Here is an 11,819-nt window from a genome sequence, read left to right on the forward strand (position 1 = left end):
GCTCACAGGCCCGTTCCCTCTTCCCGCGGCCGGTCGCCCGCCGTGCGGGCGCGGAGTTCGGCGAGGGTGGGCCAGGCGGGGGCCGTCGCGGTTCGGATCGCCAGGAAGTCCTCGTAGGTCCGGGCGTAGTGGGCGGCTCGGGCCGGGTCGGGAGTGTAGGTGTCGCCCGGGCGGACGTGGGCGTCGGCGGCCTCGCGCGCGTCGGCGGCGCGGCTGGTGGCGAGGAGGCCCATGATGAACGCGCCGCGTGCGCCGGCCTCGGTGTCGGCCGACCGGACGACCGGGACGCCGGTGACATCGGCGAGCATGCCCAGCCAGATGGGGCTCGCCGAGCCGCCGCCGCTCACCCGCAGTTCGGTGGGACGGGTCTCGGCCGCGGTCAGGCAGTCGCGGACGACCAGGCTCAGCCCTTCGAGGACGGCCCGGGCGATGTGCTCGCGCTCGTGGTCGACGGTCAGGCCGTGGAGCGCGCCGCGCGCCTGCGGGTCGAGGAACGGCGCGCGCTCGCCGGCGGGCGACAGGTAGGGCAGGAAGATCAGCCCGTCCGCGCCCTGCGGGACGCGCGCCGCAAGGGTGGCGAGGTCGGCGGGGTCGGTGAGGCCGAGGAGGCGGCACGCCCAGTCGACGACCTGGCCGCCGGCGAGCGTCGGGAACGCCCGCAGGTAGCGGCCCGGCAGGCCCATCGCGACCGTGAGGCCGGACGGCTCGCCGGCGAGGCGCGGGCCGTCCACGACCATCTCCGTGCACAGCGTCGTGCCGAGGATCGTGCACGCCTGGCCGGTGTCCACCGCCCCCACGCCGATCGCGGTGGACGCGATGTCGTACGGGGCGAGGACGACCGGCAGTCCGGCCGGGAGGCCCAGCTCGTCGGCGACGTCGTCGGCCAGGGGGGCGACCCGCCGGTCGTCGCCGCGCAGGTCGGGCAGCAGCCGCCGGGCCCACTCCATGTCGTAGAGGCGGAGCAGATCATCGGAGTAGCGGAGGCCGGCGATGTCCATGAACGGGGCGGACGCGTCCGAGCGGTCCACGGCGATCTCCCCGGTGAGGCGGGAGAAGATCCAGCCGCCGCAGGTCAGGGACGCCGCCGAGCGGGCCAGCCGGTCCGGGTCGTGGTCGCGCAGCCAGGTCAGGATCGCGTTGGGCAGGCCCGCGAAGTGCAGCGACCCGTTGGCGCGGAACGCCTCCTCCAGCACGCCGGACGCCGCCCAGCGCTCGACGGTGGAGGCGGCGCGGCCGTCGTTCCACAGGATGGCGGGGCCGGTGGGGGCGCCGTCGCCGTCCACCAGCCAGCTTCCGTCGCCCTGCGCGGTGAGCGCCAGGAAGTCGACGCCGGTGCCGGTCCGGGCGAGCACCTCGCGGACGCCGTCCGCGACGGCCCGCCAGACCGACGCCATGTCCTGCTCCGCGTGGCCCGGCGCGGGCCGCGTCACCTCGGTGGGCCGCCGGACGACGACCAGCTCGGTGCCGTCCCCGGCGTATCCCACCGCCTTGATCATCGTGGTGCCGGCGTCGACGCAGACGACCGTCATCGGCTCCCCCGTCCGTCGTTCGGTGATCCCATCGTGCGGTCAGGCCCGGCCATGCGAGGCCCGCGACCGGCGGGCGACCGAGTCCAGCGCCACGGCCAGCAGCAGCACGGCGCCGGTGACCATGAAGCGGTAGGACGAGTCGAGGTTCAGCAGCGTCAGCCCGCTGGAGATCGACTGGATCACGAGGATGCCGAGCAGCGCGGCGAACGCGTTGCCGCGCCCGCCGAACAGGCTCGTCCCGCCGATGACCGCCGCCGCGATCGCGTTCAGGTTGACGTCGCCGCCGCCGCTGCTCTGGTTGGCCGCCGCCAGCCGGGCCGCCGCGAGGATCCCGCCGATCGCGGCGAGCGTCGTGCACATGACGAACGCCGTGGTGTAGATGGTCTTGACGTTGATACCGGCGCGCCGGGCCGCCTCGACGTTGCCGCCGATCGCGTACACGGACTTGCCGTACTTCGTCCGGGACAGCGCGTAGTGCGTCACCAGCACCAGGCCCAGGAACAGGACGAACATCCAGCCGACCCCGCGGTCCCGGTTCAGGTACCACACCGCGACGCCGAGGCCGGCCAGCAGCGCGGCGCTGCGGAGGATCAGCGTGCGCTCGGACGTCGCGGGCAGGCCCGCCCTGCGGCGCTGCACCGCCCGGTTGTGGCCGGTCAGGTACAGGGCGGCGGCGCCGGCGACGACCAGCGTGTACGCCAGCCACGGCGGGACGAAGTCGAGCTGCGCGAACGTCACCAGCCGGGAGTCGAACGGCAGGTTGATCGACCCCTTGGGCCCGAGGATCCACAGCTGCAGGCCAAGCCAGCCGAGCAGCCCGGCCAGCGTGATCACGAAGCTGGGCACGCCGAGCCGGTTGAAGATCTGCGCGTAGAACCAGCCGAGCGCGACGGCCAGCACGACCGCCGCCAGGATCGCCAGCCAGGACGGCCAGCCGTGGTCGACGAACAGCACCGCGACCACCGCGGCGCTGAGCCCGCTGATCGACCCCACCGACAGGTCGATCTGCCCGACCAGCAGCATGAACACCACGCCGAGCGCGATCACGCCGACCGGCACGCACTCCAGCGCGAGGTTCACGAGGTTGGCGCTGGACAGGAAGACCGGGTTGAGGATCTGCATCACGGTCCAGATCACGATCAGCCCGCCGACCACCGGCGCGACGCCGAGATCGCCGCCGCGGACCCGGTCGGTCATCGCCGCCAGCGCACCGCGCAGGCCGCGGTCCCCGGACGGTCCCGGCAGGCCGGTCTTCACCTCCGGCGGCGCCATGAGGTCACTCATCGCCGGCTCCCTTCCTCAAGCCGCCCGGCGCGACCCGCGCGGCGCGCTCGCCGCCCGGCTCACCGGTGTCGTCGTCCACGGACTCCTCGCCCTCGCGGGCCCCGTCCTGATCCGCCCCGTCCTGGGCGGCCTCGGCCGCCTCGCTCTCGGCCGGGTCGTCCTGAGCCGGGTCGGTTCCGGCCTCGGGACGTCCGTTGGCCGCGCGGCGGCTCACCACGTTGTCGGTGGCGCCGGTGATGGCCGCCACCAGGTCCTCGGCCGACGTCTTCCGCGCGTCGAACACGCCGTTGTTGCGGCCGAGCCGGAGCACCGCGACGGTGTCGGCGACGGCCTTCACGTCGGCCATGTTGTGGCTGATCATGATGACTCCGTGGCCGCGCTCCCGGAGCCGCTCGATCAGGTTGAGCACCTCGGCGGTCTGCGCGACGCCGAGCGCGGCGGTCGGCTCGTCCAAGATGATGATCTTCGGATCGCCGAGCAGCGACCGGGCGATCGCCACCGTCTGCCGCTGGCCGCCGGACAGTGCCGCGACCGGCACCCCCACCGAGGGGATCTTCGCCGAGAGCTGGGTGAGCAGCTCCCGGGAGCGGACCTCCATGGCGACGTCGTCCAGGCGCAGCGCCTTCATCTCGCGGCCGAGGAACAGGTTCTCGATCACGTTGAGGTTCTCGCAGAGCGCTAGGTCCTGGAAGACGGTCGCGATGCCGAGGTTCTGCGCGGCGGCGGGGGTGGGGATGCTCACCTCCCGCGACTCGAAGGTGATGGTCCCCCCGTCCGGCGCGTGCACGCCGGACAGGACCTTCACCAGGGTGGACTTGCCGGCGCCGTTGTCGCCGACGAGGGCGACGACCTCGCCGGCGGCGACGTCCAGCGAGACGTCGGTGAGGGCGGCGACGGCGCCGAACGCCTTGCTGACGCCGCGCAGCGACAGCAGCGTGCCCGCCGCGCCGGCCGGTGGAGTGGGCGATGGTGACATGACGAACCTTCGGGAGATCGCTACTTGACGCCGAGCTTCGTGCAGGCCGCCGCGTACTCGGCGGTGCAGACCTTGTCGGCCTTGAGGGCGCCGTCCGGGCCGAGCAGGACCTTGCCGATGTTGTCCTGGGTGACGACGGTCGGGGTGAACAGCTCCGACGGGGTGTTGAACAGCGTCGTGTTGCCCTTCGGCGTCTCGCCCTGGGCCAGCTTGTAGGCGGCGTTCGCGGCGGCCTCCGCGACGATCTTGATCGGCTTGGAGATCGTGTTGTACTGGTCGCCGGCGACGATCCGCTGCGCGGCGGCGAGTTCGGCGTCGTTGCCGGTCACCGGCGGAACGTCCTGGCCGGCGGCCTTGAACGCGGCGATGGTGGCGCCGCCGGTGCCGTCGTTCGCGGCGACGACGCCCGCGATCTGCCCGCGGAACTTGCTGATCTGGCCGCTGACCCACTCCTGCGCCTTCGCGGGCTCCCAGCCGGGGGTGTCGTACTCGGCGAGCAGCTTGAACCCGCTCGGGTCGACGGAGCTGTGGATGCCCTTCTTGATCAGGTTCGCGGCGGCGTCCGTCGGCGATCCGTTGACCTCCAGGATCCCGCCCTTGGCCTTCTCCTTCTTCAGGTGGTCGACGAGCGACTGCCCGATCATCGCGCCGATCTTCTCGTTGTCGAACGAGACGTAGTAGTCGGCCTTGGCCTGCGGGATGGGACGGTCGTAGGCGATCACCTTCACGTCCCGGGACTGCGCCATCCGGACGATCGACGCCGCCGCGGCCGAGTCGACCGGGTCGATGACGATCACCTTGACGCCCTGGGCGAGCACCGAGCTGGCCTGCTGCTGCTGCTTGGAGGCGTCGGCGCCGGCGTTCTGGTAGAGCACCGAGCAGCCGCCGCACAGCTGCTTCATCCTGGCCTTGAACAGCGGAGCGTCGTAGAGCTCGTAGCGGGTCGAGGCGATGTCGGGCATGAGGAACGCGATCTTGGCGTTCTTCGCGTCGCCGCCGCCGGATGATCCGGAGCTCTTGGACGAGCACGCCGCGGCGGGGGCGAGCACCGCCAGGGCCGCGGCGGCCGCGGCGGCCGTCCTGAAGGAAAGCTTCTTCACTGAGTTCTCCTCGGTGGTACGCCCGTGAAGAAGGGCGATGGAGCCGATGCGGCGGCCGCGCGACCGGGGTCGGCGAGCACCGCGCTGAGAACGTAACACCAGGAACGTTAGAAGTGTCAATACTCGAACGTTAACTAACATCGAAGATCGTGAAGCTGGATGCCGATCGCGCCGAAAGCGCTGGTCACAGCTCAGCATCGATCCCGCACGGCCTCTAGGCACGCACGGGTCAGATGGCGTTACTTGTAACGTTCGACTTTCACAGAGAAGGTCGGCCGAGCGGACGGGCCGCGACGTCGTAGTCGACCTTGTGCTTGGCGAGGTCGCCCAGCGCGTCGGGAGACGCCCCGTCGTCCACGATCACCCGTTCGAAGTCGCTCAGCGGCGCGACCCGGTGCAGCGCGGTGCGGCCCAGCTTCGTGTGGTCCACGAGCAGGACGTTCCGGACGGCGCTGCGCAGCATGGCCCGCTTGACCACGACGACGCGCTGCTCCTGGTGCCCGGCGTTGCCGCCCGACACCGCCGAGGTCGACACGAAGCACAGATCGACCTGCAGCGACTCGATCATCTCGACGCACGAGACGCCCATGAACGAGTTGTGCAGCGGGTCGTAGTCGCCGCCGAGCGCGATCAGCCGGATGCCCTGCACCGGGGCCAGCAGGTTCAGGCCGTCCAGGAAGTTGGTGACGATCGTCAGCGGGCCGAGGCCGGTGAGCCGCCGGGCGAGGGCGAGGGCCGTCGTCGAGTCGTCCAGCATGATCGCCATGCCGGGCTCGACCAGCTCCGCCGCCCGCGCGGCGATGGCCTCCTTCTCCTCGCGCATCGTCTTGTTCCGGTACGCGACGCTGCTCTCGAACACCCCGGAGCGCTGCGCGGTGACCCCGCCGCGGTACTTGCGGACGATGCCCTGCCGCTCCAGCTCGTCCAGGTCGCGGTGGATCGTCATGAGGCTGACGCCGAACCGCTCGGCGAACTCCGCCGCCGAGCCCGACCCCTCGGCGAGCACCGCCTCGGCGATCGCGTCCTGCCGTTGTGCGGGCCCCCGCCGCTGCCGGTCGCTCATGCCCCGCTCCTCCGTCCGGACGCCGGTGCCACCGCCGTGCACGCTCGCCCCATGGCGTCGATTCTCGCCTCACGGCGGGCGGCGGGCCGGCGGAACGGCCCGATCACGTGCCTGCCGTGCGATGACAGGGCAAAAGTTAACACCACGAATGTTAAGAGCTCAACTCCGGGAGTCACACCGGCCGCCGGAGCCGGCCGCTCAGCCGGGGGCGGTCCGGCCGGCGAGGAAGCCGCTCACCTGCGGCGCCACCCGGCCGGCCCATGCGCCGACGATCTCCTCGGCGTCCGGGATCTGCGATTCGAGCAGGGCGAGGCCCGGGGTCGGCACGCTCGCCCCCAGTTCGACGAGCAGCGGCCGCAGATGCGTCTCCACGGCCAATGAATGCTTGGGGTCGCCCATGACCAGCAGCGGCAGGGCGACCGCGGACGCGAGCGAGCCCGCGCCGAAGCGGTCGAGGAACACCTTCAGCAGGCCGGTGTAGGTGGCCTTGTAGGTCGGGCTCGCGACGACCAGGACGTCCGCGCCGCCGACCACGTCCAGCGCGTGCCGCACCGCGGGCGGCGGGGCGGCGCTCAGCAGGTCGGGCGCCAGGGCGGACAGGTCGACCGTCTCGGTCTCGCCCGCCTCCCCGACCCGCTCGCCGATCGCCCGGGCGGCCGTGAGCGCCACCCCGAGCGTGCGCGACCGCGGCCGGGGATTGCCCACCAGCGCCACGAGGCTCACCCGCCCGATCCCCCGGTCGTGGGCAGGCCGGCTGCGCGCCACGCCTGGAATCCCCCCACGACGTCGGTCGCGCGGGTCAGCCCGAGGTCGTGCAGCGCCGCGGCGGCGAGGCTGGAGGTGTAGCCCTCCGAGCAGAGCACGATGACGCGCAGGTCGTGGCCGGTGGCCTCGGGCAGGCGGGCGGCGGAGGCCGGATCGAAGCGCCATTCCAGGACGTTGCGCTCCACGATCAGCGCGCCGGGCACCTCGCCCTCGTCCGCCCGCTGGGCGGCCGGGCGGATGTCGACCAGGACCGCGCCGTCCCGGGCCTCGGCATGGGCCTGATCAGGGTGGACGCGTTCCAGCCGGCCGCGTGCGGCGGCGAGGATCTCATCGATAGTGCGAGCCATGGCATCCAGGATGACAGCAGATTTCCTATTGAGCCAATTGGAAAACTAGGACTCCGTCGCCAGCTGCGCCTCGGCCGAGGCCAGGATCTTCTGGATGCGCAGGCCGTGCGCGGCGTCCAGCAAGGGAGCCGACCCGCCCCGGACGGCCGAGCCGAACTCCGTCACCATCGTCGCGAAGGCGTCGTCGCCCAGCTGCGACCAGTCGAGCAGCGCGTGCCCCTTCCGCCCGTACACCTCGACGCGGGCGGGCGGCAGCTCGCCCATCCCGGCCATCGAGACCGACGCCTGGCTGACCGCGCCGCTCTCGTGCTCCAGCGTCAGGCCGAGCCAGCCCAGCGGGTCGCCGTGCGCCCGGACGCCGGCGACGCGGCCGAGCGAGGCGTCCAGCAGGTCGACGATGTGCGGGCCGAGGTCGAGCAGCGCGCCCTTCTCCAGCCGCCACGGGGTGGCGAAGGGCCCGCCGCTCAGCACCGACGAGACGAACGAGCCGTAGCCGCCGAACGGCTCCAGTCCCCCGGCCCGGTCGAGGAAGGCGCGGGCCGCCCGCGAGTAGCGCAGGGTGAAGACCATCTGCGAGACGACGCCGGCCTCGGCGATGGCGCCCGCCAGCCGGCGGGCGCCGTCCAGGTCCATGGCGAGGGGCTTCTCCAGCAGGACGGCCTTGCCCGCGCGGGCGGCCCGCTCGGCGAGGTCGGCCTGGACGTCCGGCGGGACGGAGAACGCGACGGCCTCGCAGACGTCGAACAGCTCCTCGATCCGCTCGAACGCGGGCGCGCCGTGCTTGCCGGCCAGCTCCGCGGCCGCCTCCGGCCGCCGCGCCCACACGCCCGCGAGCCGCGTGGCCGGTCCCGCCGCCAGCGCGGGCGCGTGCACCATCCCGGCCCAGGGACCAGCGCCGACCAGCCCCACCGCCACAGAATCGCTCATGGGGCAAACCTAGACGATCCGCTCCCGGCTCAGGTCCCGGAAGAACGCCCGGATATCGGACACGAGCAGTCCGGGTTGCTCCAGCGCGGCGAAGTGGCCGCCGCGGTCGAACTCCGTCCAGCGGACGATCGTGTCGGTCCGCTCCCCCAGCGCCCGGACCGGCAGCGCGGCCTCGAACGGGAACACGGCCACGGCGGTCGGGACGGGCGAGGGCCCCTTGCCGCCCCACGTCCTCGACGCCTCGTAGTACAGCTGCGCGGACGAACCCGCCGTGTTGGTCAGCCAGTAGAGGGTGACGTCGGTCAGGAGCGCGTCGCGGTCGACGCCGTGCTCGCTCCACTCGGTGAACTTCTCGGCGATCCACGCGAGCTGCCCCGCCGGGGAGTCGGCGAGGCCGTAGGCGAGGGTCTGCGGGCGGGTCGACTGGACGGCGATGTAGCCGCCCATGTCGGAGGTGAAGCGTTCCAGCCCGGCCAGGCGCTCGCGGTCCGCCTCGGAGAGTCCCTCCGGAGACCCGAACGTGAGCAGGAAATTGATGTGCACGCCGATCACGTGGTCGGGGGCGGCGTGGCCCAGCTCGCGGGAGATCCCCGACCCGTAGTCGCCGCCCTGGGCGCCGTAGCGGTCGTAACCGAGGCGTTCCATCAGCACCGCCCACGCCCCGGCGACGCGGCCCAGGTCCCAGCCGGTGCCGGCGAGCGGCGAGGAGAACCCGAAGCCGGGAATGGACGGGATCACGAGGTGGAAGGCGTCGGCGGGATCGCCGCCGTGCGCACGCGGGTCGGTCAGCGGGCCGATCACGTCCAGGAACTCGACGATCGAGCCCGGCCAGCCGTGCGTGAGGATCAGCGGCGTCGCGTCCGGCTCGGGCGAGCGGACGTGCAGGAAGTGGATCCGCTGGCCGTCGATCTCGGTGACGAACTGCGGGTGCTCGTTCAGCCGGGCCTCGTGGGCGCGCCAGTCGTAGCCGCCGGCCCAGTACTCGATCAGCTCGCGCAGCCGGTCCTCGGGGACGCCGCGCTCGGCGCCGGTGCCGGGGACCTGGCCGGGCAGCCGGGTCCGGGCGAGCCGGTCACGGAGGTCGTCGAGGTCGGCCTGCGGAATCTCGATGCGGAAAGGGCTGATGTCTTCGCTCATGACCCGAGCCTTTCGGCCAATGCGGCAAGATCCTTGCCGCGATCGCGGAGAGAATGGCGGCATGCTCGAAGCATCCGCCCGCCTGCTCCGCCTGCTGTCGCTGCTGCAGAGCCGCACGGACTGGACGGGCCCCGAACTCGCCGAACGCCTGCGGGTCAGCGTCCGGACCGTCCGCTACGACATCGGCAAGCTCCGCGACCTCGGCTATCCGGTGCACGCGGCCCCGGGGGCGGCCGGCGGCTACCGGCTCGGCGCGGGCGCCGCGCTGCCGCCGCTGCTGCTGGACGACGAGGAGGCCGTGGCCGTCGCGGTCAGCCTGGGCACCGCCGCCGGGGGCACCGTCGCCGGGATCGAGGAGACCAGCGTGCGGGCGCTGGCCAAGCTGGAGCAGGTCCTCCCGTCCAGGCTCCGGCGCCGCGTCGCCGCGCTGCACGGGTACACGACCCGGCTCGGGCCGGGCGGGCCGGCCGTCGCGGCCGAGACCCTCGCCACGATCGCCGCCGCCTGCCGGGACCATCGCCGGCTCCGGTTCGGCTACCGGCGGCACGACGGCGGCGAGAGCGCCCGCGACGTGGAGCCGTACCGCCTCGTCCACACCGGGCGCCGCTGGTACCTGATCGGGTGGGACGTCTCCCGCGACGACTGGCGCACGTTCCGGGTCGACCGGATCGCGCTCCGCACTCCGGAGGGCCCGCGCTTCACACCGCGCGAGACCCCGCCCGCCGACCTGGTGCCGCGCGGTGTGGACGCGGCGCTGGCGCACCATCGGGCCCGTGTCACCGTGCACGCCCCGGCCGAGGAGATCACGGGCCGGGTGCCCGCGTCCGTCCTCGTCGAGCCGCTGGGCGACGAGAGCTGCGTGGTCCTGGCGAGCGGTGACACCCCCTACCGTCTCGCGCTGAACATCCTCATGCTCGAAGCCGATTTCGAGGTGGACGGACCCCCCGAACTCCTGGACGCCCTGGACACCCTCGCCGGACGCTGCAAGGCCGGGATCAGCAGCCGCCGTGCGTGATCGTCCAGTCGTCCAGGAAGGTCTGGACGTGGTAGCCGTAGAGACCGCCGTCCGTCAGATACCGGTAGGCGGTGTCATAGTCCTCGCCGCAGGTCGCGTGGCCGGCCTTGATCGCCCAGTCGTCCGGGGCCTTGATCCCCTCCGCGGCGATCAGGGACAGAAAGTTGGCGTCGGCATCGCCCTGGTCGGGCACCTGCGGCGCCGGCGCCCGCTCGGTCCTCGGTTCGGTGACGGTGACGGTCGACCGCGGCGCCTCCCTATGCCCGGGCGTCCCGCTCCGGGCCGGCGCGGACGAGTGGCTCTGGGGCGGCGCGGACGAGTGGCTCTGGGCGACCCTGCCGGCGTCGTGTGACTCTCCCGGGTCCAGCTTGATGAAAGCGATGGCGCCGGCGCACGCCACGACCGCCGCCGCCAGCGCGGCCGCCGCCACGATGATGATCTGCCTCATGTCGTCCCCCGATGGGCAGCTGCGAGGGAGGGCCGGGCGGGTCTCGCCCACCCCTCGCACCAGGCGAGGCCCCATGGTTCCAGCGTGCGCGTGACCGTGGCACCAAAGAAAGGGGACGGAGGTCTTGACTCGCGTCGTTCCAGGTCCCGGCGGGTGCGGGACGGCACCGGCGATCAGCCGAGTTGGACGCCGAGGAACAGGGCGAGGAGGGCGCCGAGCGCTCCGAGGGCGCCCCAGACCGCCAGGCCGGCCTTGGAGCCCGCACGGGCGTGCAGGAACGCGGCGACCCCCGACAGCAGCACGAACGCCAGCTTCACCTCCAGGGTCCGCTTCGCTTCATCGCCGAGATCGCCCGCGGTGATGTTCCAGACGCCGGTGAGGACGAGGACGGCGAACGCGGGCCAGGCGATCGCGCTGAACCTGCGCGCCGCGGCCTTGGCGACGCCCTCGTAGCCGCGCAGCGCGGGCACCAGCGCGCCGAGCGTGATCTGCCCGCCGACCCAGATCGTCGCGGCGAGCACATGCAGGAAGATCCGCACGTCGGCGGTGGTGACGGCGAGCACGAGGGGCCTCCGAGGACATACCGGGCGGTGATCGGGGTCGTCCTCCCGGACGCTACCGCCCGTCCCGAAAGCACGCGCGGTCGCCCGCCCTCCGGCCGGGAGGGCGGGCGACCGATTCGTGGTGTCAGGAGATGATGTAGGAGCTCGTGACGTTGTCGAAAGCCTTGTTCTTGGGGTCGGTGTAGTAAACGCACGTGGACGGGTCGCTGAGCTTCTTGCAGTGGTCGGCGAAGCCGGTGCTGCCCCGGGTGTTCGCCGTGAGGTTGTGCCCGTCGTAGAGCTTGATGTTGCAGTTGGTGGCGTCGTTGCTCTGCACGGAGCTGATCCGGTTGTCCCAGAAGTCACCGTGCCCGATGTTGACCGGGTATTCGTTCTCGAACGGCCCGGTGCACTGGCTCACTCCGGCCGGAAGGTAAATGGTGAGTTCCGCGCGCTCGTAGTTCGGGTCCTGGTGCACCTTGATCGCCCACGGGCCGGCGGCGACGCGCTGGGCGGCGCTGCCGCAGTCGGCTCCGCCGCCCGCCTTCAGCACGCAGACGCGGTTGGGCGCGGCCGGCGCGGCGTCCTGCGCGAAGGCGGCGGGCGCCGCAGTCGCGACGAGCGCGGCGGACGCGCCGAGGACGGCGGCGCGGGCCGTCGTGCGTGCGAACCTGTTCCGCATGAGA

At 72.7% G+C, this 11,819-nt stretch carries 12 protein-coding genes and 1 pseudogene; 1 reads left to right on the forward strand and 12 read right to left on the reverse strand.

All coding sequences use genetic code 11. The features are described 5' to 3' along the window. Positions 1-2: 2 nt before the first annotated feature. The 9 genes and pseudogenes from ACQPXG_RS25655 to ACQPXG_RS25695 form a co-directional block, all read right to left on the reverse strand. Complete coding sequence (locus ACQPXG_RS25655; protein ID WP_433461661.1) at positions 3-1,529, reverse strand: FGGY family carbohydrate kinase; 1,527 nt, start codon at positions 1,527-1,529, stop codon at positions 3-5. Positions 1,530-1,568: 39 nt separating this feature from the next. Then, complete coding sequence (locus ACQPXG_RS25660; RefSeq protein ID WP_433461662.1) at positions 1,569-2,813, reverse strand: sugar ABC transporter permease; 1,245 nt, start codon at positions 2,811-2,813, stop codon at positions 1,569-1,571. Positions 2,814-3,012: 199 nt separating this feature from the next. Next, positions 3,013-3,789, reverse strand: a pseudogene (locus ACQPXG_RS25665) (ATP-binding cassette domain-containing protein); the annotation flags it as partial. Between the two features lie 20 nt (positions 3,790-3,809). Further along, on the reverse strand, positions 3,810-4,889 hold the full coding sequence (locus ACQPXG_RS25670; protein WP_433461663.1) for an ABC transporter substrate-binding protein: 1,080 nt from the start codon (positions 4,887-4,889) through the stop codon (positions 3,810-3,812). A 259-nt stretch (positions 4,890-5,148) separates the two neighbouring features. Next, on the reverse strand, positions 5,149-5,952 hold the full coding sequence (locus tag ACQPXG_RS25675; protein ID WP_433461664.1) for a DeoR/GlpR family DNA-binding transcription regulator: 804 nt from the start codon (positions 5,950-5,952) through the stop codon (positions 5,149-5,151). A 198-nt stretch (positions 5,953-6,150) separates the two neighbouring features. Next, positions 6,151-6,675, reverse strand: a complete 525-nt coding sequence (locus ACQPXG_RS25680; protein WP_433461665.1) for an NADPH-dependent FMN reductase — start codon at positions 6,673-6,675, stop codon at positions 6,151-6,153. Continuing rightward, positions 6,672-7,064: a rhodanese-like domain-containing protein gene (locus tag ACQPXG_RS25685; protein ID WP_433461666.1), complete on the reverse strand. Its 393-nt coding sequence runs from the start codon at positions 7,062-7,064 to the stop codon at positions 6,672-6,674. Before ACQPXG_RS25685 ends, ACQPXG_RS25680 begins: the two co-directional genes overlap by 4 nt. Before the next feature lie 45 nt (positions 7,065-7,109). Next, positions 7,110-7,991: a Gfo/Idh/MocA family protein gene (locus ACQPXG_RS25690; protein WP_433461667.1), complete on the reverse strand. Its 882-nt coding sequence runs from the start codon at positions 7,989-7,991 to the stop codon at positions 7,110-7,112. Positions 7,992-8,000: 9 nt separating this feature from the next. Continuing rightward, positions 8,001-9,128 carry an epoxide hydrolase family protein gene (locus ACQPXG_RS25695; RefSeq protein ID WP_433461668.1) on the reverse strand — a complete coding sequence of 376 codons (1,128 nt, stop codon included), beginning with the start codon at positions 9,126-9,128 and terminating at the stop codon, positions 8,001-8,003. A gap of 61 nt (positions 9,129-9,189) precedes the next feature. Here ACQPXG_RS25695 and ACQPXG_RS25700 point away from each other — a divergent pair, with 61 nt between their 5' ends. Beyond that, the gene (locus ACQPXG_RS25700) at positions 9,190-10,143 is read left to right on the forward strand and encodes a helix-turn-helix transcriptional regulator (RefSeq protein WP_433461669.1); all 954 of its coding nucleotides are present in this window, start codon (positions 9,190-9,192) and stop codon (positions 10,141-10,143) included. On the opposite strand, the gene ACQPXG_RS25705 is transcribed toward ACQPXG_RS25700, so the two are convergent. The 3 genes from ACQPXG_RS25705 to ACQPXG_RS25715 form a co-directional block, all read right to left on the reverse strand. After that, positions 10,124-10,591: a DUF732 domain-containing protein gene (locus ACQPXG_RS25705; RefSeq protein ID WP_433461670.1), complete on the reverse strand. Its 468-nt coding sequence runs from the start codon at positions 10,589-10,591 to the stop codon at positions 10,124-10,126. The two genes, ACQPXG_RS25700 and ACQPXG_RS25705, sit on opposite strands and share 20 nt — an antisense overlap. A gap of 173 nt (positions 10,592-10,764) precedes the next feature. Further along, positions 10,765-11,154 carry a hypothetical protein gene (locus ACQPXG_RS25710; RefSeq protein WP_433461671.1) on the reverse strand — a complete coding sequence of 130 codons (390 nt, stop codon included), beginning with the start codon at positions 11,152-11,154 and terminating at the stop codon, positions 10,765-10,767. 124 nt (positions 11,155-11,278) lie between these two features. Continuing rightward, on the reverse strand, positions 11,279-11,815 hold the full coding sequence (locus ACQPXG_RS25715; protein WP_433461672.1) for a hypothetical protein: 537 nt from the start codon (positions 11,813-11,815) through the stop codon (positions 11,279-11,281). Positions 11,816-11,819: the final 4 nt, after the last annotated feature.

This window comes from Spirillospora sp. CA-128828 (assembly GCF_050945415.1).
Classification (GTDB): Bacteria; Actinomycetota; Actinomycetes; order Streptosporangiales; family Streptosporangiaceae; genus Spirillospora.